Below are 24,797 nucleotides of genomic sequence, written 5' to 3'. Positions count from 1 at the left end.
CGCGCTCCTCAGTTAATGTAGAGCCCTCACCTTCCCTTCTATATTTTTCTTCTATTAGGTTATCAAAAATATGCCAAAATAGCTATGGAACCTTTAAGCTATTTTCCAGTTTCATATATATGGTAAAAAAACTATTTACATTGACGCATTTTACAAGAATACACATATTTGACCTTATCTCAACTCTCTAACTTTGGTAAAATGATGTTAAAGTTTAGGAGGTACAAAATATGAAAAAACTATCAATCATTGCATTGCTTATGACAGTAGTTAGCTTACTCTTTTGGCAACCCCAAATGGCTTCCGCTGATGAACTTTCAGGGCATGCACATGAAAATGGTCTGCGCTATTTAATTTCAAAAGATGCTTTAGTCCAGGATGCCAATGGCAGTTACCGTCCAAACGACAATGTAACACGCGGCGAATTTGCTTCCTATTTAGCAAAAGTAATGAAGCTTGAAGCAAATAACGGAATGGCGTTTACCGATGTTCCAGATACATATGTGTATGCAACCGATATTCAGCTTGCTGCTACAGCTGGCATCATCACAGGATACACAGACGGTTCATTTAAGCCAGATGCAGCCATTTCAAGACAGCATATGGCGATTATGCTAGAACGAGCTATTGATTATTTGAAAATCCCTAAAGGTACTTCAACGATTACGTTTAAGGATAACGCTTCTATTATTAAAGACTATCGTGCTGCCGTGGCAGTCGGTGCACAATTAGGCATTATTAACGGTTCGAACGGTTACTTTATGCCAGAAAAAAATGCAACTATTGGACAAGCTGCTACGTTTATTCAACGTTTAATGCTACTTGCAGGTGATGCTTCTGCTGACTTCTCTACGTATGCGATTAAGGAAATTGCCAATGGTACATTAGTCGGCAATCAAGGTTTTGCAAGTTTTGAAGCCGCTGAAAAAGCTATCACTAAAAATACACAAGTAATTGTTCAAAAAGATAAAATTGTCAAAATGTCTTCAGGCTATGTTGTAACAAATAAATATGTTGCCCTTTATTCTGAAACGATTAAAGACCAAATCGCCGTTGCAGGTAATACAGAAATGGAATACATCAGCAGTGATGCGACACAAGTAAAAGTTCGCTTAGCCGGTCAAGTTGGTTATTTAAAACAAGCAGATGTAACGTTAATTCCATTTTCATTAAGTAAAGGACGTGCTTACTACACAAACGAAAATGGCGAAATTAAGCACACATTATACGATTACACAACGAATAAATATTCTTCTAGCTATGTTTACGGAAAAGCACCTGCCTTCATGAAACAGGGCGAAAAATACTACAGCTGGAATGGCATTTATTTCACAAACGGCAATGGCTCTTCTAAAGGAGAAGCTTATAACTATTATCAATTTTTACCTGCTCGTGCAACAACACAATATACAGCAGAAGAAATCGATGGTTACATTATGAATAAGCTTGCCGAAGTTGAAAGTACAGGTGTTACCATTTATAAAGATGCTACAACGAAAAGTAAGCTCATCGGCTTAGGTAAAACATTAAAAGAGATTGAAGCTAAGTCACATATTAATGCCATGTTAATTTTGGCACTTGCTCAACATGAAAGTGCATATGGTATGAGTGACCATGCTCAAAACTTAAACAATCTATTCGGTTTATATGTATATGACACAAACCCACTGAACAAAAAATTCGACAGTATCGCTGCTAACATTAACGAACTGGTTGATAAGTTTTTACAACCAAACTATATTACACCGGGTGGTTCACCAGGAAGAAACTTTGCAAATGGTGCTGTAGTTGGTTCAAAAGCGCTTGGCTTTAATGTTAAGTATGCATCCGACCCATTCTGGGGGGCTAAAATCGCTGGTCACTATTATCGTGCTGAAAAAGCGTTAGGCTTTAAGGATGCTAAAAATCCATATACAATCGGTTTAACAACAACGACTGGTTTAAACGTCCGTCTAGACCCATCTACTAGCAATAGCCCGCTATTCACATATGCAAGAAGTGGCATGCCTGTTATTGTTATTAACGCAAACGTCAATGGCTGGCACGAAGTACTATCTGATAAGCTCCATACAGGCTCAGCTTACATTAGTAAAGACTATATTAAATTTATCGATACAGTGAAATAAGAAAAAGCGCCATCCAATCATGATTGGACGGCGCTTTTTTAAATTCTGCGATTCGGGAGCGGGATTCCGCGGTACATCATAAGGATTCCGCGCGGGGCACGGGTTTTTCCCGCGGTATATCATGGAGATTCCACGGGGCACGGGCTTTTTCCGCGATATATCATCGGGATTCCGCGATTCATGGCCTTTATTCCGCGATATATCATTGGAATTCCGCGATTCATGGCCTTTATTCCGCGATATATCATCGGGATTCCACGGGGCGCGGGCTTTTTCCGCGATATTTCATCGGGATTCCGCGATTCACAGCCGTTTTTCCGCGATATATCATCGGAATTCCGCGATATATCATCGGAATTCCGCGATTCACGACCGTTTTTCCGTGATATATCATGAGGATTCCGCGATTCACAGCCTTTTTTCCGCGGTATATCATCGGGATTCCGCGATTCACGACCGTTTTCCCGCGAAATATCATCGGAATTCCGCGGTTCACGGCCTTTTTTCCGCGATATTTCATCGGAATTCCGCGATTCACGGCCTTTTTTCCGCGATATTTCATCGGAATTCCGCGATTCACGACCGTTTTTCCGCGATATATCATCGGGATTCCGCGATTCGCGGGCTTTTTCCCGCGGTATATCATAAGGATTCCGCGATTCACAGCCGTTTTTCCGCGATATATCATCGGAATTCCGCGATTCACAGGCTTTTTTCCGCGGTATATCATAGGAATTCCGCGATACCGAAAATGAAAGGGCTATCCAATTAAGGATAGCCCTTCCTGTTAGTATCGTAGTTTACTTTGTTCTGTTTTAATTATTGCTGACGCAATAACTACAAAACCTAGCATTAATATAAAGATTAAATCAAGTAAGCCTGTATGCATCGACACTGTAAATAGTGTAATGACAAAGGCATAAGCAACTGAGTGGAAACTACGGATGCCAGCTCGTTTTACTTTATTATAAATTAATGAAATTAATACACCATATAATAAGAAGCCAATCGCTACAAGCGCGTAGCCACCATCTAGGAATAACTGTCCGATAAAGGTTGGCGTTGTTGTTCTCGTTGGACGTGTAATATATTTACCTTCATCCACACTTAATGAGTTCACTACTTCCGTTACCTTCATACGTGGTGAAATTTGCTCACCTGGAAGAATCGTATTAAAGATTCCTTTGTGAATTTCACCTTTTAAGTACCCCTCTTCTTGCGTGTACTCAATAATTTTACTTAAAACGATATGACCCGTTACACTTTCACCATTTATAGAACGAATCCATTTAGGTGTTAAATTTACTTTTTGTTCAACTGTTAACAGTTTTTCTTTTTCTGTTTCTGTCAATTCTACATCTGGTTGATCGCGATTATTAAATTCCTTCGTTGTATCTTCTGTCACTACTCGTAAGAAGCCAAACATTGAGAAAGCAACACCGATGACAAATAAAGCAGTCAGGAACCAAGTTAACTTTACGCGCTTCACAACATAGTGGAAAATAATAATTCCAGTAAACAGCATAATGATTAATGGCGTACGATAGCCCATTAATAGGAATAAGAACATAACAACAGCGAAAATTGCGCCGTATACAAATGCTTTTTTCCATGTCATATGCTTTTCTAAAATCATTTTGTACGATAACAACAATAAAATACCATACCATAATAATTGACTGAAGAAGTTTAGTTTTGGATCAAGATTACGACGATTAGATTCATCGGAAATTCCTAAACCACCACCAAAAATCATCATTAAATAAGAAGCTAAACCGATTAATGTTAGTAATACAACAAAGTGAATCACATATTTACCTAAGAACGAAAGCCCGAATGATGGGATTGTCCATTGTAATTTATCAATAATATAAACACCGATATAATAACAAACAAGTGCTACTAATACCGCTGGCAAAATTGAGACACGAACATTAAATAATTCAAATCGATGGAAATCGAATAGACTTGTAAAGAAATATAGCACTAATATAAAAGGTAAAAAGAAATACGGTGAAAACGTATCAATCTTATTGACCTTTGCGAAAACTTGCTTCAGTTTATTCATACATGTAATACATCTAAATAGATGTTATTGCCCTCCTCTATCATGAATCAATAGTTGTTACCCACTATTATATTCTTTAGTTTTCCCTACAAAAACAAAAGTTATTATATCATAAATACTGATAGACTTATAGAAAGGATTGAGTCAATTTTACATAAAACAGCACAATCATTTCATTTTCACCTAAATCCCTACTAACAAGTAAATATTTAGATGTATGATAAAGATAAATTACAAACAAGGATGTGGATTTATTGAAGAAATTAGCCATTGCACTAATCGCTGTTTGTGCTTGTATGCTTGTTGTACTGCAATTACCGACGCAAGCTCAAGCAACTACCGCAAAAATCGGTATTGTTTTCTCTGAAAGTAGTGAGAAATATGCCAACACTACGCACCCAGGTGGTACATATAATGGACAAACAGTCTCTCCGAAGGTTGACTATAGCTCAACATACAATAAGGAACTAAAAGCTTACCTTTTATATCAGCAACAAGGCTTCCATGTAGAGAAAATTTACGAAAAGGACTTAAGTCATTTAGAGAGTTTAAGTCAATATGATGCCATCGTCTTTCCATATACCGTGATGATGAATCATCAACAACGTGAAAATGTCAAAATGTACATACGCAATGGTGGCGGTGCTATTTTTGCGTTCCAAACTGGCCGAAACGAATCAGCCAAATTTCCGAAGGTTGGACAAATGGATCTTTCTCCATTAATTTATGATGTCGACTCATGGGTTATGGAATGGGATAACCTTTCAGAAGTTTTTCATTCACGCTTTATCGACGATATCGTGTTAGGTAATTCCACCATTAGTAATACGAATACAACGCATCCAATTATTCAAAATGCAACAAAGGAGCTCGGCAAAAGCACGCTTAGTCTAACAAAATCTGATCATGAGTGGGTTGAGATAATCAAGCCATGGCAAGGTGGCGCTGCTTCACCGATTTTATATTTTACAAATTACGATTATACCGACAAGCCACAAACTATGAAGAAAAATGCGTTTGGTGCTGCACACGCCATTGAGTACGGCAAAGGCAGAGTCGTACAAATCGGATTTAAAATTTATGATTACATTACAATAAATGAACAAGCAGCTTGGCAAGATAATGAAAACGGTATTGCCTACGCAACAACACGGGGCGACTTAGATGCTCAAGTATTTTTAAAGCACGCTTTACATTGGGTTGCCGAAGACCACGATAGTCAAGTGCCACGTCGCTATCATCTTTCTCTATCCTCTGACGGTGTGCAAAGTTATGTAGCGCCTTCTGGTCAATTCGTTTTCTACTCTACCGTAACAGTAAAGAACAACGGCAATGTGCCTGCTCGTGGGACGTTAAAAGTAGAGATTCTTGACGCAAACGATCGCGTTGTCGGTAAAGGACACGAGCGTTATATACCAGGTTTAGCTGCCGATGCGACAACAACGAATGCTGACCGGAAAGATATTAGTACCCATTCGGAAAAATATCAAATTTTTATGCCCGGAAATTTAGCCGCTGGCACCTATACGATACGAACTTCCTTTATAGAAGGTCGCGATGATCGTAAAAATGTTGACGAAAAATTTGCAACCATAGCAGAAATTAAAACGCTCACACGCACAAAAGGTTCCAACAAGGCTTCTATTGGAGTCGCTCCATTTTTTCAAGATGTGTCAGCATCAAATGGCGCTTATGATGATATTAAAAACTTACACGCACTTGGCATAGTAAAAGGTAGTAATGGAAAATTCAACCCACAAGGCACATTAACGCGCATACAAGCTACCGAAATGGTGTTACGTGCACTAGGTATCACCGCTTCAAGTTCAGCTACGTTGAATGCCAGTGATATTAAACCAGGCGACTATGGTTATGCTGTACTCGCAACAGGGGTACGCTATGGCATCCTTTCTTTAGAAGATGGTAAAATCAATGCCCACCAACCGATGACGCGCGCTGCAATGGCACATGCACTTGTAAAAGGCTTTAAGCTCCAAGGGTATGCTAAACATACATTTGTAGATGTTCCTGCATCACATATCTATTTTAAAGATATTCAAGCGCTCTATGCACTCGATATTACAACCGGCTATGCCGATCAAACGTTTAAACCAAGCAATACGGTAACTCGTCAAAACTTTGCTCAATTTGTCAATCGCACACTACATGCAAACGCTAAATAACTTTCGAGGTAGAGTTGATAGAATTCTTGTTTCGCGGATAGAAATCCAGGAATCGCGGGTAGAACCGTGTGAATCGCGGTTAAGAACTCTCTTAGCGCCATTTATAGCACGTACCTATAAAAAAAGAGCTATATCGTTCATAGATTGAACGATATAGCTCTTTCATATTATTGTTTTGCGTAGTATTGATAAATTCCTTTGTAGATAGCTTCAGCAAATAATTCGATATATTGATCGTCTGTCATTTTGCCTCGGTCTTCGCTATTCGTAAGGAATCCTAGCTCCACTAGAATCGCTGGAATTAGCGTGTTACGGATAACATAGTATTGTTGTTCTTTCACACCGCGATTTTTCATGTTTAAGTTATTAACAATTTGGTTATTTACAAAAGTAGCAAGATCTATATCTTCCTGATACATATCTCCTGTTGTCACAGCATAATATGTTTCAGTACCTGTTGCAGCGGTACTAGATGCAGAGTTTACATGGATACTCACAAAGATTTCACCGAAGTTTGCATCAGTAAAGTCTACGCGATCTTGTAATGATGGGTACGTATCACCTGTACGTGTCATCATTACTTTTGCTCCAGCTGCTTCTAGTTTTTGTCTTACTAGTGTACCAACTTTTAATGTAATAGCTTTTTCTGAATTGGAACCTACTACTGCTCCAGGGTCTTTACCACCATGACCAGGGTCAAGGATGATAATACGATTTTTCAGTGGATTACCACTTTGGTTTAATAGTTTTAAGTAAGATTTATGCACATAGCCTGTTTGACCATCAAAAGTAATTTGAGCCCAGTAGCCGCTAATGCTATTAACATGGACATAATCGCCTTTGCTTAACTTACCTAATACCGTAGAAGTAGAGTTTGCTTCTTTACGGACATTTAAACTATCAACTGTTGTACGACCTAGTAAGTCGCCTGCCACTGGTGGAGGCGTTGGATCTGGATTTGAAGGTTGTTCTACTTCCACATCCTCTGTACTATTGGCCACAATATATCCTGGCAAACCATTGACAACTGTTAAATAGTAGCCATTAACCGTTTTGTAGACAGGCAGTTTGACATTGCTATTGATTGTTGAAATGATTTTAGAAGACGAAGTAGCCTTCACATAAAGATTAATACCTTGTGTTGTTTTTACTTCTTTTTGCACTTTGCCTAATGCATTCCCGTCCGCATCTAAAAACTGAGCGTACGTTTTATAAACATAAGCATAAGCACCTTTATACGTTACTTTTAACCAGTCTCCTTCTACTGCATAGACTGATAGTTTGCCACCTTTATTGACTGTACCTACAATGTTGGTAGTAGAATTTGAATCTTTTGATTTACGAATATTCAAGCCATCAGTTGTTACTTGAATTAAACCAATTACCTGTGTTGTATCTGGAACAGCAGTACCTTTTACAGGTAGCTCCAAACGATACTTTTCGCTTTTTGCACGAGCAATGAATAGTGCGAACTGCGCACGTGTCACTTGGCTATTTGGATTGTAGTTTTGACCACTACCCTTTGTAATACCATTATAGTAAATTGTATTAACGTATTGAACGTATGGGTGTGTAATACCTACGTCAACAAAAGGCGAATCAATGTTTTCATATTCACTAACATCAAGCTTAAATGCCTTCGTTAAGACATAACTCATTTCATCACGAGTTAAAGGCTTGTTCGGTAAAAATTGTCCCTTTGTATTTGTTCTAAAGAACCCTAATTGAATGGCACGTTCAACGTAACCAGAAAGCTCTGTACCAACCGTTACATCTGAAAAACTCGACTTGCTAACAGTTAATGGTTTGTTACCAGAAGCGACAACTGCCATTTTGGCAACTTGTCCACGCGTTACGCTATTATAAGGCTTATAATACGTTTTCCCGTTTTCCGTATACCCTTTAATTACACCTAAACTAACTAAATAATTGATCTCTTCATAAGCTTCATGCTTTGGGGGTACATCTTCAAAACCACCACTTGCATTTGCACTATGTATCGTAAACATAGAAGCTGAAATGAATAAGACGCATAAGATAAGACTGATTTTTTTAAAGTACAATGTCTTATTTCCTCCCTTCATGTCTCGTGTTCTCGTGTTCATTTTAACAAATATTCACATGTAAAACTATCATTGTTTGCAACTATTCGACATTTTTTTATACCACCCCATTTCCTAAAGATTCATAAAAAGAAGAGAGCCTGCAAGTGCAAACTCTCCTCCATTTATACGTTATTTAAAAGAACTTCCATGCATTGCTTCACTTCAGACGTAGCCCTTGTCCAAAGCAAAGTAGAAATTGATTATTTATTTACTTGCTGAGCACGCTCGATAAAAGTTTCTAGTTGAGAAATTTTTAACATATCATTGTAACCGAAGTCACCATTGTCTTTTCCTGCTGTAATACCATTTGATGCAAGAATTGAAATATATTCTGTTGCCCAGTAATTTTCAGGAACATCTGCAAATGTCACCACATCACCTTTATGCTCTAGACCAAACGCAATAACTAAAACTTTAGCAATTTGTGCACGAGTCATTGGAGAAGATGGATTGAATTTGCCGTGATCATCACCTGCAAAAATGCCTAACTTCGCTACAGCGGCAATTGCCCCTGCATGTGCATAAGTTGGTTTAACATCTGCAAATGTTGTGTTTTTATCGGATGTATCTAAATTTAAAGCTTTTGCAATTTGCACAGCAACTTCAGCACGTGAAGCATATACTGTAAAATCAATTGCAGCTTCCTTTACTTCAGCCGTTGCCACTTTTGTTACTTCAGCTTGTTGTTCTTCGTCAAATTGTGCTACGCGTTTTGCACCAACGTAACGAGAGCCCCAATAGTATGGATCGTTGACATTAGAATAGCTAACACCTTTACCAGTTTGAGAGTGAATCATTTTACCGTCACCTATGTATATCGCTACATGTGAGATACCACTACCACTCGTGTTAAAGAAAAGTAAATCGCCAATTTGTAGATCACTCTTTGCAACCGCAGTACCTTGCTGATATTGTGAGCTTGATGTACGGTTCAATTTGATGCCTAAATCACTGAAGACTTTAGATGTAAAGCCCGAGCAATCTAACCCGCTAGTAGTCGTACCACCATAAGCATAAGGAATACCTAAATATTTTGAAGCTGTTTCAGTGACATCAGAAGGAGTCGCTGCTTCAGCATTATCTATTTGAATTGTTGAAAATAACATAAAAGATGCAAAAATCGGTAATAACCATTTTTTCTTCATTCGTTTGTTACCCCTCTCAAGGAACTTTTTTTGCCTATACATAGACTATCACAAATGATGGTATTTTAATTTTTCAATTGTGTAACGGTTTCGAATGATTAAAAAAACGTTGATATAACAACGTTTTTTGGTTTACAAACGCTAAAATATGGGTATTAATTAATGGGTATTACGGCTTTTTGTAACATTGCTGTAATATTAGCCATGCTTTGTTACAATAGAGTACTTCCGCGCTAAAGAGAAAAGTGTTAGATTGACTAGTCAATCTAACACTTTTTTGCTGTGCCGGTGTTTTCCGCAGGAGTCCCGTCTTTGCACCACTGCCTGCCGTACCGAAGAAAAGTTCGTTGCGCTTCTTATTACTTGTGCGTCTGTCCACGTATCGACACCATTTATTGTTTTAAAGTCGACTTTTGACCAAGTATGATGGGTATTTTTCAATATCTTCTATAGAAAATGATCACAACCCGCCTTAACATAGTCACTGTCTAGATGTTGAATAACTGAATTACAATGCTCAAGTGCCTCTTCGACATTTTTTCCTTTCGCTATAATGTAACGATGGCTGTCTTCTGCCTTGTGTCCGTCCTCTACTTGAATATGACATAGAGAAGCTATAATATTTTCATTCGTAGTTAGTTGCCCTATTTTTTTATACGGTTGAAAGCTAAAAAGGCGGATAGCTGCTGCAGGATACTTGTCCTTTAAATAGGATTCTTGCCAATCGTCCGTATAGATGGCATCTAAAGTCCATTGGATACTATCAATGCCGGAAACGAGTCGATGCAATTCAACAATGTGGTCGCCACCCGGTCTACTATGCGCTTCGATAATTTTAAGACCATCTGCAGTAATTTTGATTTCTATTTGGCACGGTCCAAAGACAACGCCTGTTAAAGTTAGAAAATCCACTACAAACCGTTCAATCTTAGTTAGTAAATCTTCCTTTAAAGTTGTTGGAGCACTATGTCCATATGCGACAAAATTTTGTCCCATATAATTATCTGTAATGCCAATTACGATGTGCTTGCCACGATAAGAAAACGTTTCAACACTAATCTCTCCCCCTTCTAGATAGTCTTCCGCAATTTGAGCTGTTGGATCTTCTCTATCCAGCAAATCGTATACTTCCTTTAATGTAGAGATTTTTTTAATGTTTGTACTGTCTGTTCCAATACACGGTTTAAGGATAAAGGGAAATCCATTTTCATTGGCGAATTCGATTAATGCTTCTTTCGAATGAATGAGTTTTACATTGACAAAGCTAAAATGATTACGGTTAAGGAGATGACGTAAGTTATACTTATTTTTAAATAATTTTATTTGTTCTGCTTGGTTATAGCTGTTGAATTGAAATTCCTCTTGTAATGCGACAACCGCAATTTGACCATCTCCCGAAAATGACAAAATAGCATCTACGGGGAATTGATTTAATATATATCCTACTTCTTTTTTTAATAAAGGAATATCTTTATAATTTATTTCACAGTATAGGTCTTCTGCATGTAATAATTCTTTTAAGTGGATTTTCTGTTTATTTTCTATACATATGACGTTTAAGCCTAATTTTTTAATTTTCTTTAATGTATTTACACTACAATCAATAACCATTATCCTTTTTCTCATATTTTTTCTCCTTTTACTCCGTTTGTTATGAAAAAACATCTTAAAAAATTAAATAATAGTTACATCTCTGTATTTGAAGTTTTGTTCATAATATCTTATTAATCGTTGCTTGCTGATCAATTAAAAGTGGGCTATGGCAGGTTTAATCAAAATTTTTAAGCAAATAAAATAAGGCATAGTTAAAAGGCCTGAGTCGATACAATACCGATTTCAGACCTTACCTTACTTCCCAATTAACAATTTGCATGTATTTAAAATTCCACAGTTGAAAATTTTCTAGCTAAAATTGTTTGAAGCTTAACTACCAATTAAGTCCCAAATATAAGTAACAATAGTAGAAGTGTTAACTGCTAAGATTTGTAATGCTGCCCACATAATTGTTCCCTCCTGCCATTTAATTTTCTATATTATCGTATCTTTTCTATTTTATTTGTTAAAATGTAAACAAAAGTTAACATTTTTTTAAAGGGAGACGTACATGAAAATTGGAGAATTAATTCGTGAATTGCGCGTACAGAAAAATTTACGTGCTAACGTTCTATATAAAGATTTACTAAGTAGACCGGCTATTGTTAAATTTGAACGAGGCGAAAGCGATACAACAGCTGAAAAATTTTTAGAAATGTTAGACCACTTAAACATTACGTTAGAAGAATTCAGCATCATTTATAATGATGGCAATAAAGACTTGGATTACCGAAGAAAGTATGTAGAAGCTTTTTATAATCGAGATGTAGGTGCGTTGTACTCGGTTGCCGTGCAAGTTGAAAATGAATACAAATTAACGAGCAATCATAAATTTTTGCATTATCGCTCGTTAATATTGTTATTAATTGATGACCTTCGCGGGACTGAAGAACATCTTAATGAAATAGAACTGCTTCAAGATTATTTAATGAACTGCGAAAGCTGGGGTTATTACGAAATTACATTATTCGCAAATAGTTTGAGCTTCTATTCAATAGAATTGATCGACCTTGTGTTTGAACGTGCTAAAACTACATTGCAACGTTATCAAAATCTTACACGCTATCGTAATGAAATTGCGTTAATGATTTTCAATATTTTAGAGAAAAAAATTACGTGCAAAGATGTCGCAGGCGCTAAAATCTATTTAGCAGAATTAGAAAATATTAAAGTAAGCGTCGTAGATAATATGTACATGCAAACGATGATTAAATTTTTCTCTGCCATTATTGCCCTTATTGACGGTGATCGTACGAAAAACAAAGCAATATTACAAATTATTGAAGTATTCTCTTTACTGGAGCTAAAACTGAAAGCTACCCAATGCCAAGAATTTTATGAAAAAGTGACAAGCATTTATCATTTAAACAATAAAGAGGACAACTTCTCCTATTAAGTGCCCTCTTTCCCTATTTATTGACTAGAAAACAACTGTACCCAATAGTAAATCCCTTTGGCATCTACTGCAATGGCCACACCGGTATTTGTATAATGTTCTCGCAAAATATAATATGTAGTGCCAGGCACTCAAACAATTCTCGAGCAATTCAGTATAAAATGGACTAAAGACAAACACTGATTTATTCGCGTTTGTCTTTAGTCAGATACCTCTTTTATCGGCAATAACATGTGGTTCAAATTAAGTAAGTAGCTTATCTATTACTAGTTTCGTTATATTCGGCATAATTTCCATTGTATATTTTAATTCCGTTCTTTCGTATCTGTTATGCGCATCATAACCATAAGGCCCAATATTGATTGCTGGAATATTTAAATCCCTAATTGCATTATAGTCTACAAAATGTTTAGTTCCCCAACTTGGATTATTGTTCATGACAGAATTAATGCTATCTTCATCGTCAGTTATTGCTACGCAGCTCATGTCACAGATATAAGGGAAATAATTTCTCTGCACTATTGGCTTATTATAATGTGGTTGCACTTTTGCAATTGCATCATCTAGAGCTATTAAAAGATTTCTTTCCTTTTGATTTTTTCCCGTCACCTCGACGCGTGGTGAATAAAGTGAAGAATAAAAAATGATGATAGCAGGGCTCTTATCCTTTGCCCATTTCCAAGTTTCTTCAACCACTCTTGCTGAAAACATACGTACATCTAGTTCTTTATTATTTAATAGGTTTTCTTTAAATTTCTTCATATGTTCTTTGTAGCGTTCACCATATTGTGAAATAATTGATTGCTCTAGTTCTTCATACAATAAAACCCTTCTTTCCCATGGCAATTTTGTATATTTCTGCTCGCTAATTTCACAATATCTCTTATAATGATTATTTAAATTTTTCACTACATTATCAAATGCAATTTCAGCCTGAGCTCTTAGTTTTTCAAGCACTTCTTTAGGAGACCAAGATTGCACAAAAAAGTTATAGTATACATATGAAGCAAGTGCTGTTTGAACGGTATATGTTTCTTTAAAATCTGTTTGTTTTAACGTGACTGGAGGCATAGGAGTTTCTCCTAGTGATTTATCGCATAGCTCAGGATTATATGCAATTTGTCTAGTTAACTCTGCTGCGATATAGTTAGGATCGAGCCCTTCAAAGCTAGACCCCACATGGCTTTCAGCGCCTGTTATAAGGAAAGATGGAAGTAGCTTTCCAACACTACCTTTATAAATATATCTATTTTCATCCCCTTCATACCTCGGCGCTACAAAATCAGAATTGATTAACGCTTCATAGTCAAATCCATATTTTTCTCTCATTTTTTTCAAATCTTGTAAACCTGATAATACCCCATGTGAACTATCTTCTTCGTCACACTCAGCAAAAAACACAATATTCCCTTTCAATTCTTCAGGATGTTCTGAATAATACTTTAGTAGATAAAAATTGCTTGCCACACCGCTTTTCATATCTAATGTTCCTCTGCCAAATAGCCATTCATTCGATTCCAAATGCTCTTTAACTAACGGAGGAACCTTTTCGTTTTTTAATGCTTCTTGAAGATTATTAGGAAAACATGCTTTCTCTTTCAGACTGTTATAATCGTCTATTCCTACCGTATCGGTATGCCCCATTAATACAACGGTTTTATCGCTACTTTCTTTTGTACCTCTTACAAAAGCAAATACGTTATATCTCTCAATCTCATCATCTACTGTTTGTGACGTAAACACATAGTCTGGATTTTCTTGAAAGTATGGAAGGTTTGAGATGGTTGTAGCAAGTGATTTTGAGATATCAATTTCACCTGAGGTATTTACAATACTTTCAATATTTACAAGATCATTCGTTACTTTTAATACTTCCTCATACGTTTTTAACATTCAAAACAGCTCCTAACTTAAGATAATTATGATAAAACCTGTTGTAAAAACTTCATTGTTCTTTCTTCCTTTGGCGTTTTAAAGAATTCTGTTGGAGGTCCCTCTTCAATTATTTTCCCATCCGCTAACATAATAACTCGATCTGCCACTTCTCTTGCAAAGCCCATTTCATGCGTGACAATCACCATTGTCATACCATCTCTTGCTAAATTCTTCATAGTTTCTAATACTTCGCCAACTAATTCAGGGTCGAGTGCCGAGGTTGGCTCGTCAAATAGCATTACACTTGGATTCATAGCAAGTGCCCTTGCAATAGCAACTCGTTGCTTTTGTCCTCCCGATAATTGTTCAGGATAATAGTTTGCTTTATCGGCAAGCCCAACCTTCGTTAATAACTCCATTGCTTTTTTATTCGCTTCTTCCTTACTTTGCTTTTTCACTTGAATCGGTGCTTCCGTAATGTTTTGTATAACACTTAAATGCGGAAATAAATTAAAGTGCTGAAATACCATACCCATATTTTCTCTAACTTTATTTAAATTTGTTTTTTCTATATGAATAATCTCATCGTTAATACTTATTGTACCCTCATCTAATATTTCTAAAAAATTCATACAGCGTAGCAATGTACTTTTTCCCGAACCACTGGCTCCAATTAAAACAACTACCTCTGATTTATTAATTTCAAGGTTAATATCTTTTAATACCTTCAATTGTCCAAATGATTTAGAAAGCGACTTCAACTTTATCATGCTTTTTCTCCTTTCCAACATCCATTCTGCTTTCCAGTTTATTGAATAACAGTGTGAATATTAGAACTAAAATTAAATAATATATGCCTACTACAAAGTACGTTTCTAAAGGCATGTAATTGTAAGCTTGAGCAGATAAGGCATGGTTAAATAATTCTGAAACCGCAATATAGGCAACTAAAGAAGAATCCTTTAAACCGATAATGAACTGATTGGCCAATGCTGGAATAGCCCGCTTAAAACTTTGTGGCAAAATAATTCGCCTCATTGTTTTAAAATAGGTCATCCCTAGTGAGCGACCTGCTTCCATTTGCCCTTTATCAATAGATTGAATTGAGCCTCGGAAGATTTCCGCAATATAAGCTCCAGAATGGATGCCAAGTGCAATAGCCCCTGCAGCAAAATCAGAAAGAACAAAAATACTAGAAATTCCATAGTATAGGAACATTAGTTGTACAATAAGTGGCATACCCCGAATAATAAAAATATAAGCGTTGGCAATTTTCTCTAATAGCTTAATATTCGAAACTTTGAAGAAGGCAAAAATTAGACCAATAATACATGCTATTAACAAGGAAACTACGGTTAACTCAACTGTCAAAATTGTGGCTTTTAAAAATTCAACCCCATGTTTTTGGAATATAGATGCTATATTCGTTAAAAACTCCATATAAATCACCTAACCTCTTTAAGTGTGTGGGTGTAGAAGAGATATTCTTTTAAGCAAGTATTAATTAACAGAATTTTCAAATTATTGTACCTAGTATTTATCTATAATACTAGGTACAATAATTTTAGTTTAGTTTATTCTAATAAATCTTTGCCAAACCATTTGGTACTTATTTCTTTATACGTTCCGTCAGCAACCATATCTGCAATGGCTTTGTTAATTGCTTCTAATAGCACTTGATTATCCTTATTAATCGCAACAGCAATTTCTTCTCTTTTGATTTCTTCTCCTAATGTTTGAATTTCTAAACCAGATTCTTTCATTGCTGAGATGCCTACTATTTTATCTGTAATGACTGCATCTAAACGTCCTGGGGGAAGGTCTTGTAATGCATAAATCTCACTAGGGAACTCTTTAATTTTATCTGTATATTTTTTAGCATCTTCTACATAAGTACTAGCTTGCATCACGCCGATTGTCTTTCCTTTTAAATCATCGAAAGATTTAATGTCATTGTTTTTACTGGAAATAAAAACTGTAGCTCCTGAGATATAATATGGATCTGAAAAATCAACTTGTTTCGCTCTCTCCTCAGTAGCTGTCATACTCCCAATAATTGCATCATATTTCTTTCCTCGTAATCCTTGAAGAATTGTTTCCCATGGATTTGTAACAGGGTTCGGCTCAAGCCCAATTCGTTTAGCTATTTCATTTCCAATTTCAACATCGAAACCAACCAATTTTTCATTTTCCTTATAGTTTAAAGGTTTTAGCAAACCACTCATGGCAAATGTTAATTTACCATCATTCACTAATTTCATATCGGATGTTGCGCTATTTCCTTCTTCAGCTTTTGTTTCGCCTTCGTTACTTGCAGATGTTTCAACTTTTGCATTTGAATCTTTTTCAGCACATGCCACCAACAATGAAGCAACTAACACTAACAACAAATAGATTAGACTTTTTTTCATCAAATACCCGTCCCCCTTGGTTTATGATTAAGCTAATTCTCCACCATCAATGGCAATTGTTTGCCCTGTAATATAGGCTGATTCATCTGAAGCAAGGAATGCGTATAGCGCTCCTATTTCTTTTGGATCTGCATGTCGTTTTAACGGAATCCCTTCGTTTACAACCGCTAACATCTCAGGTGTATACTCTGCCATTTGCATCGGCGTTAAGACATAGCCTGGACATATAGTGTTCACTCGTATTAACGGCGCCAATTCTAATGCCATTGTTTTGGCCAACAAATTAACGCCTGCTTTTGAAGCGTTATAATCTGCATAGAACGGATGTCCCGTAACACCATTTGTAGATGCAGTCATGAGTATAACGCCTTTCCCCTGTTCCACCATAATTTTGGCAGCCGCTTGCGACGTATAAAATACACCGCTTAGATTAATGCTTAAAACCTTCTCCCATTGTTCTGGATTAATATCTAGGAATTTAGAGCGAACGCTAATACCTGCATTCGCTATAAAAACGTCCACTCCGCCCAATTCCTCTTTAATTTTTTTAAAGATATTATTTACACTTGTAGGGTTACTAACATCCACTACATACCCTTTAGCAATTCCTTGATTTTCTTTTAGTGATTTTTCAATGCTTTCTGCATTAATATCTAAAATTGCCACTACAGATCCTTCTTCTACAAAACGTTGTGCGGTGGCTAATCCTATACCGCTAGCCCCTCCTGTAATCACTACTCTCTTCTTTACTAAACTACTATGCCTCGTTGTCATTCACACGCCCCCTAATGGTTACAACTTGTTATTTCCACCTCGTTTTTCACCTTTTCTTGATATACCCGCCATGAAATACACCATTTAGCAGGGTTATCTAAATAATCTGCTTCGATTAATTGATGAATGGTACTATTTTGTGGTGCATTTTTAACGATTTCAGGGTTTTCATACGCTTCTTTTGAAATCTGTTCTAGCGCCTCGATATATTCATCTAAGTCAGCCTTAGAATAAGATTCTGTTGGTTCTAGTGTGAATGGTTGTGGCACAATATATGGATGGTGACTCGTCCAATAATGTAAACCAAAGTCTGTCATACGGCGTTGTACATCCTCTGTTGTAACACCTGTTTCTTTCTCCAGCTGCTCCCAACTATAACGAACCTGTTCCAAACGTTGCCCTTGTACATATGGAACACTTGCACCACGAATTTTCGATACTTTACTGTATAAATAGTTATTATTGAGCACAGCAGTTTCTGCTACTGATTTTAATCCCTCTGGCCCTAATGCTCGAATCCAAGCATAGGAACGTAAGATGGTTTGAGCTACACCGTGGAAGGCACGTACTTTTCCAATGGAGTGCTCTAGTCGATCATTTAATAGATATTGATCACCATTTTTTTCAACAATCGGTCCTGGTAAATACGGTTTTAATTCTGCTGTAACACCTAATGCTCCCGTTGCTGGACCCCCACACATATGTGGTGCTGCGAATGTCTTGTGTAAATTAAAGAAACACATATCGAAGCCTGCCTCTTTTGCACGTGTAATTCCTAATAATCCGTTGGCATTCGCTTGATCGTAATAACAGATTCCACCTGCATCATGTACAATCTTTGTAAATTCTTTAATTTTTGCATTGTAAATTCCCGTATCCTCCGGGTTAGCTACAACGAAGCCAGCCGTTCTTTCAGAAACTACTTCTTTTAATTTTTCAATATCAGGGAATCCATTTTTGTCTGGATGTAAAGTAATAATTTTATAGCCCTTGACTACTGCAGTTGCTGCCTGAGAAGGATGTGAGAAAATAGTTGTAATAATTTCGTTTCGTTGTTCCGCCTCCCCTTTGACTTCAAAATATTTACGCACAATGGATGCCATCGCAAACAATGCTTGTGTACCACCACTCGGTTGGAAAGAGAATGCATCCATACCTGAAATCTCACGCATTGCTAAATCCATATTATGAATGATTTCTAACATCCCTTGTACTGTCCGAACATCTTGTAATGGGTGCAACTCCATTATTTTAGAATTACGAATGAGTAACTCGTTAATTTTAGGAATGTACTTCATTGTACAAGTACCTTGACCAATTTCCACATTAAAATCGGAACCTAATGTTTCTTGTGAAAGGCGAACATAATGCCGTAAAACACGTGCTTGACCGATTTCTGGTAAGTTCGGCTTACTTAAACGCTTTATATTTTGCGGTAGAACTGAAACGCCATCTCCTACAACTTCTACAACTTCTTGAGAAGCCTGTGGTACTTCCACTCCAACTTCACCTGGCTGATGCAGTTCAAAAATAATGGGTTCATTCCATTTAGCTTGATGAAAATCTATATTTACAGATTGTCTTTTAATTTTTAACATGTGAATACTCCTTTCTATCTCATTATTTCGTTACAATTTTTGATAAAGCACTTACGAGTTTGTCGATATCTTCTTTTGTATGCACTTCAGTCACACAATAAAGTGCCGACTGCCCATATTGAGGAAACTCTTTCGATAGATCCTTCCCTCCGAAAATCTTGTGCTCTAATAATTGAGCATTAATTTCTTCTACAGTTAACTCTGTATCATTAAAGTCGATAATAAATTCTTTGAAAAATGGCGATGTGATGCGTGAGCCTCTAATATTTTGAATTTTATTAAGCTGCATCACTGCATACTGACTATTTTGCATAATGGCTTGACCTAAATCGTACATACCATTTGGTCCCATTAACGATAAATACACGCCGGCTGTTATGCCCCAGAGTGCTGTTTGTGTACCTACTGATTCTTTCCCGTTTTCTCTATCAGCAAAAGATGTACGATCATAAGCTATGTCACCAAATCCATACTCTCCATCTTTGACAGTTGGAATGATTCCAAATAAGCGAGAGGGATATTCATTTACAAATGTTGGATTATTATGTGTGGCAATAAATCCTGCTTGCCCACCGCTGAAATTCATATGCATTCCTAGAGGTTGTAGGTCTCCACATACAATATCAGCCCCATATTGGCTTGGTGGTGCTAGAACACCAAGCGAACTTGGATCGACCCCTACGACCATAAGTGCCCCGTATTTTTTTGCAAGATTTGAAATCTCTTGGCCCTGTGATTCAATAAATCCTAAGTACGAAGGATTTTCAAAATATATTGCCGCGACATCAGTGGCTAATTTTTCTTCTAAATCGACTAAATCCATTAAACCTGTGTTTAGATTAAAATTCACATCTTCAAATTGTAATTGAGGTGTACCATAGTTGGTCATTATCTTTTTTCTTTCAGGTGAAACTGTATTAGCAAGTAAAACCTTGGAACGTTTAGTAATACGACTAGCCATACGAATGGAAGTAGCTGCCGCTTGTGCCCAATCAAATGTTGGGACATTGACTACTTCCATATCGACAAGTTCTGCCATAAGACTTTGATATTCAAATAAAGCTTGGAAACGACCATGGTCTTCGTAAGGTTCCCCTGCATAAGCAGTTAAAAATTCCGCTCTTTGATTCACCTCATCACATACTGCTGGTATAAAATGTTGCCAACAACCAGCTCCTAGAAAGTTAAGATATTCACTTGTGCTTATATTTTTATTTAATAATCCCTCAATATGTCGTCGTAGCTCTAATTCATTTAAAGCTTTCGGGATATTCATTGTTCCTTTAAACTGTAATTCATCTGGAATACAAGAAAAGAGTTCTTCAATGGAATGCACACCAATCTCGTCTAGCATCTCTTGTTTTACTTCAGGTACCATATTTGGAATGTATGGATGAACTTTTTTACTCATTTTAAATACCTCCTATAATTTTATGCTAATCCGCCACCATCAACGGTTAATGTAGTTCCTGTAACCCAAGCAGATAAACCGCTTGCAAGGAATAATACTCCCTTGGCAATATCTTCTGGTGTTCCTAATCTTGCCAATGGTCTATCAACCGCCGAACTACGTAAAAAGCTTGATTCTTCAATATTTAATTGTTTTGCCTCACCTCGAAGTAACGGAGTATCTGTATCGCCAGGGCAAATACAATTTACACGAATGTTCTCTGCTCCATGGTCAATAGCCATAGCTTTTGTTAAATTCACAACGCCTGCCTTCGCAGCACAGTAGGAAGCCGCTTTGTCTCCACCCTTTAATCCCCAGCCAGATCCTGTGTTGATAATACTTCCACCACCTTGATGTCGCATAAGTGGGATTAAATATTTGGAAAGTAGATACACCCCTTTTAATGAGACATTGATAACGGCATCCCAATCAGATTCATCTAATTCCACTACAGTTTTTCTGCGAATGATCCCTGCGTTGTTAAAGAGTACATCGACTTTTCCATGCTTTTCTTCTATTAATTGTGCAACCCTTTGACATTCTTCTGAATTCGTTACATCACATTTTACAAATTCAATATCTAACCCCTCCGCTCGAAGGTTTTTTTCTGTTTCCTTGCCTTTTTGCTGATTGATATCAAGAATAATTGTCCTCGTCCCGACCTGACTTAGTAATTTAGCAGTTGCAAGACCAATCCCCGAAGCCCCTCCTGTTACAACAGCAATCTTCCCATCTAATTCAAAGTAATCTAGCAAGTACGTGTACCCCCTTTTTTTGTTTCTCACTTTATATACTGCAAAAACCATGCCAAGTTTAAAAAGTTCATTTGACGAGATTCATAGATAATAACCCATTATTTTTTGTCACTTATGTCATTCCAACTACCATTTTTGTCATAAGAGTGCCAGGCACACAAACAATTCAGAATTTTGAAGTCGAAAAAAAACGTAAGCCACAACATTCTGCGAGTCAGCAGAGTTGCGGCTTACGTTTTGCCTGTCTTCTTATATATTGTCGCTCCCTTTCATATAGGCACTCCATCAATTCTCATACTTAATGCGACTTTAATTACTTTTTAATTTTCTATAAAGAGTCCTTGTACTGATACCAAGCTCTTCTGCAACACGTTCCTTGCCCGCAGCATCATTTCCGTATTCGGATAGCTTTTGATGTATTAGTTCCATTTCCATATTTCTTAATAGTTTAGGAGTTACGGGAGCATCTTGCATTTGATTATTTTCAATAATATAAGCTGGTAAACTTTCTTTAGTTAGTTGTAATGAATCCTCCATTACCATACTGTATTCTAAAACATTTTCTAATTCTCGTATGTTGCCAGGCCAATAATAAGCATTCAACTCTTCTAAAAATTCGTCTGTATAATCGTTTATATATTTACCTGTCTTTTGCTGAATTTTTTCTAGAAGTGTATTAATTAAGTACTCCAATTCCTCTTTCCTTTCTTTTAATGGTGGTAAGGATAACGGAATCACATTTAAACGATAATATAAATCCGCACGAAATTCTCCTTTCTTCACCATTTCCTCTAACGGTCTATTGGTTGCCGCAATCACTCTTACGTTTACCTTTCGAGGTTCAATGGCTCCCACTCTATAAATAAGACCATTTTGTAAAACAGATAATAATTTTGCTTGAAGATGCAATGGCAATTCGGTAATTTCATCAAGGAATAATGTACCTTTATCTGCGATCTCAAAATATCCTTGTTTTCCTTTTCTTCTTGCTCCTGTAAATGCTCCTTCATCATAGCCAAATAATTCACTTTCAAACAAAGTTTCTGGAATACTAGCACAGTTTAACTCCACAAATTTACCTTTATGTGTAATACTATTTGAATGAATATACTTAGCTAACAAACTTTTCCCAGTACCCGTTTCTCCAGTGATCACAATTGAAGATGAACTATTAGCAATACTTGTTAGTTTCGTTTTTATAAATTGAAAATAAGGCGCATCACCTAGTACATATTTTGTGTCAAATCTATTTTTTGCTTCAACCAATAAATACGATCCTTCATTATTGAGAACATTAATAACGATTTCACCTAAACGAGCTAACAAGTATTGATATTTCTTTTGTTCAGTAGAGAGTTTTTTTTCACCTTCATCAGTAAAGCTTACAAACGTTAAATAACCAAAATGCCGATCGTCTTTGACTAAGTTCATAAGTATTTCTACTTTGGAAGGACAATTGTTTTGAAACCTACATCCCGAACATGTTTTCATTTTTCCAGGTCTCTGCACGTATTGAAACGGCTCTGAGTAGTACTTTTGGAAAAAAGGTAAATGAACTTGCTCCCCTTTTCTTTTTCTATAATCATCTGTGGCTATAATTTCACCTTTGGAAGTAAAATAAGCTACCTCCACTTGTAACAAGTCGCCAAACAACTTAATGACCGATTGAACTAGCTTTTCTCCATTTAACATAACATCGTCCTCTCAGAAATAAAGTGAGACATCAAAATACTACATTAAAATATCCTTAGTTTTATAATTCTACTTTTGCTAGTTTTCTCTTTAGTTCACACTTCATATGTACATAAATTTCGCAAAAAAAGGTTCGTTCCTTTAAAAATCGTTCAACAAATTCAGACAAGCAAAGTCGAATATTATCAAAAATAGAGAAATGAGGCGTATCAAGCTACTAGTATGGAGACAGGTCTTAAGTTTTTGCCATAACAAGCATAATAAAATAAAACCCTCCAAGCTTGGAGGGTTTCAAAGAGTAAATATAAAATAATTGCGGTTACAGATGCTCCTTTTTCGTCGTGCTATTCCTGCAGGAGTAGCACTAAAGAGATTGCCTCAAATAACGTTTCCAGTGAGACAACTTAATTTGTAAGCCCTGTAAATACGAAGTGGCGAGGTGATATTCTATGGCAAAACCTTCTTCACTTGCCCGCTTCTTTATCCCTATTTATTGACTAGAAAACAACTGTACCCAATAGTAAATCCCTTTGGCATCCACTGCAATGGCCACACCGGTATTTGTATAATTTTCTCGCAAAATATTATCACGATGTGACGGTGAGGCCATCCATGCTTTTACAGCTGCCTCTGGGCTTGGAATATTTCTTCCGATATTTTCACCTAAGCTCGTATAAGGGTAATCGAATAATGTCGCTAAATCCCATGGCATGCCGTAGTATGGTGATTCATGCTCAAAATAGTGTCGATTGACCATATCTTGTGCTTTAATAACGGCAACTTGTGTTAAAGCTTCATCAAAGCTCAGCACTTGTAATTTTCTTTTTTGTCTTTCGATATTCACTAACCTAATAACATCCTTAGACATCGCGAGTGAATAGTTCTTTGTTGGAATATAGGATTTCGACAAATAATCATAAGCTACTTCCAAATTTGTCAGCGTCGTTGAAAAGTCCAAACTTCGCTCCACTAAAGAAGCAAATTGTGCGCGTGTGACCATTTGATTAGGGGCAAATTGTTTTGTATTGATTCCTTTAATAACACCGACATCTGCAAGTGATTCAATATAATCTTTTGCCCAGTGCCCCTCCGTTACATCACTGAACGTACTATTATTGTGAGAGTCGACCTCAATTTTATATGCAAGCGTTAACATTTTAGCGACTTGCATACGTTTTAATGGTGCATCAGGATTGAAGCAATCGCCATTTTGTAAAATACCTAACTCCACAAGTGCACAAATTTCCTTGTAATACGGATGATCCGCCGCTACATCTTTAAAATTAGCCGGCGTTGTCATTGTTAATTGCATCGAGCGTGCAATGGCGGCAGCTGCTTCGGCTCGTGTAATCACCTGCTCTGGCTTAAATGTTCCATCCTGATAAGTAGTCATATATTGTTGATCCAACATGTGCTGAATCGAGCTACTTGCCCAATGGGAAGATGGAACATCCTTTGCCACCTCTGCTGCTGACGCAACGTCCAGTAGGGTTGGTAAAGGTAAAGCAGATGGTGTAGCCAGCAAAATAAGCGACAATCCGATAATTTTAGATACTTTTTTTAACATAGCTACCTCCCTTTATATGTATAAATATTGTTCTATACCCACATTATTATATATATAAA

At 36.7% G+C, this 24,797-nt stretch carries 18 protein-coding genes; 3 read left to right on the top strand and 15 right to left on the bottom strand.

What is annotated here, in order from left to right:
* Positions 1–230: 230 nt before the first annotated feature.
* The gene (locus ACKVEV_RS20095) at positions 231–2,126 is read left to right on the top strand and encodes an S-layer homology domain-containing protein (protein WP_409367980.1); all 1,896 of its coding nucleotides are present in this window, start codon (positions 231–233) and stop codon (positions 2,124–2,126) included.
* 244 nt (positions 2,127–2,370) lie between these two features.
* Here the strand turns inward: ACKVEV_RS20095 and ACKVEV_RS20090 are convergent, their stop codons facing one another.
* Positions 2,371–2,832: a hypothetical protein gene (locus ACKVEV_RS20090; RefSeq protein ID WP_409367979.1), complete on the bottom strand. Its 462-nt coding sequence runs from the start codon at positions 2,830–2,832 to the stop codon at positions 2,371–2,373.
* A gap of 81 nt (positions 2,833–2,913) precedes the next feature.
* Positions 2,914–4,194 (bottom strand): oligosaccharide repeat unit polymerase, encoded by a 1,281-nt coding sequence (locus ACKVEV_RS20085; protein WP_409367977.1) that lies wholly within the window; start codon positions 4,192–4,194, stop codon positions 2,914–2,916.
* Between the two features lie 254 nt (positions 4,195–4,448).
* On the opposite strand from ACKVEV_RS20085, the gene ACKVEV_RS20080 reads away from it, so the two are divergent.
* Complete coding sequence (locus tag ACKVEV_RS20080; protein WP_409367975.1) at positions 4,449–6,377, top strand: S-layer homology domain-containing protein; 1,929 nt, start codon at positions 4,449–4,451, stop codon at positions 6,375–6,377.
* 167 nt (positions 6,378–6,544) lie between these two features.
* Here ACKVEV_RS20080 and ACKVEV_RS20075 read toward each other — a convergent pair whose 3' ends face one another.
* The 3 genes from ACKVEV_RS20075 to ACKVEV_RS20065 all read right to left on the bottom strand — a co-directional run bounded on the left by ACKVEV_RS20075 (position 6,545) and on the right by ACKVEV_RS20065 (position 11,253).
* The gene (locus ACKVEV_RS20075) at positions 6,545–8,440 is read right to left on the bottom strand and encodes an N-acetylmuramoyl-L-alanine amidase (RefSeq protein WP_409367973.1); all 1,896 of its coding nucleotides are present in this window, start codon (positions 8,438–8,440) and stop codon (positions 6,545–6,547) included.
* 242 nt (positions 8,441–8,682) lie between these two features.
* The gene (locus ACKVEV_RS20070) at positions 8,683–9,627 is read right to left on the bottom strand and encodes an NlpC/P60 family protein (protein WP_409367972.1); all 945 of its coding nucleotides are present in this window, start codon (positions 9,625–9,627) and stop codon (positions 8,683–8,685) included.
* A 447-nt stretch (positions 9,628–10,074) separates the two neighbouring features.
* On the bottom strand, positions 10,075–11,253 hold the full coding sequence (locus ACKVEV_RS20065; protein WP_409367971.1) for an acetyl-CoA carboxylase biotin carboxylase subunit family protein: 1,179 nt from the start codon (positions 11,251–11,253) through the stop codon (positions 10,075–10,077).
* Between the two features lie 478 nt (positions 11,254–11,731).
* Here ACKVEV_RS20065 and ACKVEV_RS20060 point away from each other — a divergent pair, with 478 nt between their 5' ends.
* Positions 11,732–12,616 carry a helix-turn-helix domain-containing protein gene (locus tag ACKVEV_RS20060; protein WP_409367970.1) on the top strand — a complete coding sequence of 295 codons (885 nt, stop codon included), beginning with the start codon at positions 11,732–11,734 and terminating at the stop codon, positions 12,614–12,616.
* A gap of 243 nt (positions 12,617–12,859) precedes the next feature.
* Here ACKVEV_RS20060 and ACKVEV_RS20055 read toward each other — a convergent pair whose 3' ends face one another.
* The 10 genes from ACKVEV_RS20055 to ACKVEV_RS20010 form a co-directional block, all read right to left on the bottom strand.
* Positions 12,860–14,509, bottom strand: a complete 1,650-nt coding sequence (locus ACKVEV_RS20055) for a M20/M25/M40 family metallo-hydrolase (protein ID WP_409367969.1) — start codon at positions 14,507–14,509, stop codon at positions 12,860–12,862.
* Positions 14,510–14,535: 26 nt separating this feature from the next.
* A complete protein-coding gene (locus ACKVEV_RS20050; RefSeq protein ID WP_409367968.1) occupies positions 14,536–15,261 on the bottom strand; it encodes an amino acid ABC transporter ATP-binding protein in 726 nt (241 codons plus the stop codon).
* Complete coding sequence (locus ACKVEV_RS20045; protein WP_409367966.1) at positions 15,236–15,931, bottom strand: amino acid ABC transporter permease; 696 nt, start codon at positions 15,929–15,931, stop codon at positions 15,236–15,238. The genes ACKVEV_RS20050 and ACKVEV_RS20045 overlap by 26 nt, the downstream gene beginning before the upstream one ends.
* Before the next feature lie 134 nt (positions 15,932–16,065).
* A complete protein-coding gene (locus ACKVEV_RS20040; RefSeq protein WP_409370595.1) occupies positions 16,066–16,902 on the bottom strand; it encodes a transporter substrate-binding domain-containing protein in 837 nt (278 codons plus the stop codon).
* Between the two features lie 27 nt (positions 16,903–16,929).
* On the bottom strand, positions 16,930–17,676 hold the full coding sequence (locus ACKVEV_RS20035; RefSeq protein WP_409367965.1) for an SDR family NAD(P)-dependent oxidoreductase: 747 nt from the start codon (positions 17,674–17,676) through the stop codon (positions 16,930–16,932).
* Positions 17,677–17,687: 11 nt separating this feature from the next.
* Positions 17,688–19,274, bottom strand: coding sequence for an aminomethyl-transferring glycine dehydrogenase subunit GcvPB (gene gcvPB, locus ACKVEV_RS20030; protein ID WP_409367964.1), 1,587 nt, complete (start codon positions 19,272–19,274; stop codon positions 17,688–17,690).
* A gap of 22 nt (positions 19,275–19,296) precedes the next feature.
* Positions 19,297–20,685, bottom strand: a complete 1,389-nt coding sequence (gene gcvPA / locus ACKVEV_RS20025) for an aminomethyl-transferring glycine dehydrogenase subunit GcvPA (protein WP_409367963.1) — start codon at positions 20,683–20,685, stop codon at positions 19,297–19,299.
* 20 nt (positions 20,686–20,705) lie between these two features.
* Positions 20,706–21,530, bottom strand: coding sequence for an SDR family NAD(P)-dependent oxidoreductase (locus tag ACKVEV_RS20020; protein WP_409367962.1), 825 nt, complete (start codon positions 21,528–21,530; stop codon positions 20,706–20,708).
* 258 nt (positions 21,531–21,788) lie between these two features.
* Positions 21,789–23,171, bottom strand: coding sequence for a sigma-54 interaction domain-containing protein (locus tag ACKVEV_RS20015; RefSeq protein WP_409367961.1), 1,383 nt, complete (start codon positions 23,169–23,171; stop codon positions 21,789–21,791).
* Positions 23,172–23,661: 490 nt separating this feature from the next.
* Positions 23,662–24,738 carry an S-layer homology domain-containing protein gene (locus tag ACKVEV_RS20010; RefSeq protein WP_409367960.1) on the bottom strand — a complete coding sequence of 359 codons (1,077 nt, stop codon included), beginning with the start codon at positions 24,736–24,738 and terminating at the stop codon, positions 23,662–23,664.
* Positions 24,739–24,797: the final 59 nt, after the last annotated feature.

This window comes from Lysinibacillus sp. 38-6 (assembly GCF_046245175.1).
Classification (GTDB): domain Bacteria; phylum Bacillota; class Bacilli; order Bacillales_A; family Planococcaceae; genus Lysinibacillus.
This window is presented reverse-complemented; position numbering and strand designations above follow the sequence as displayed.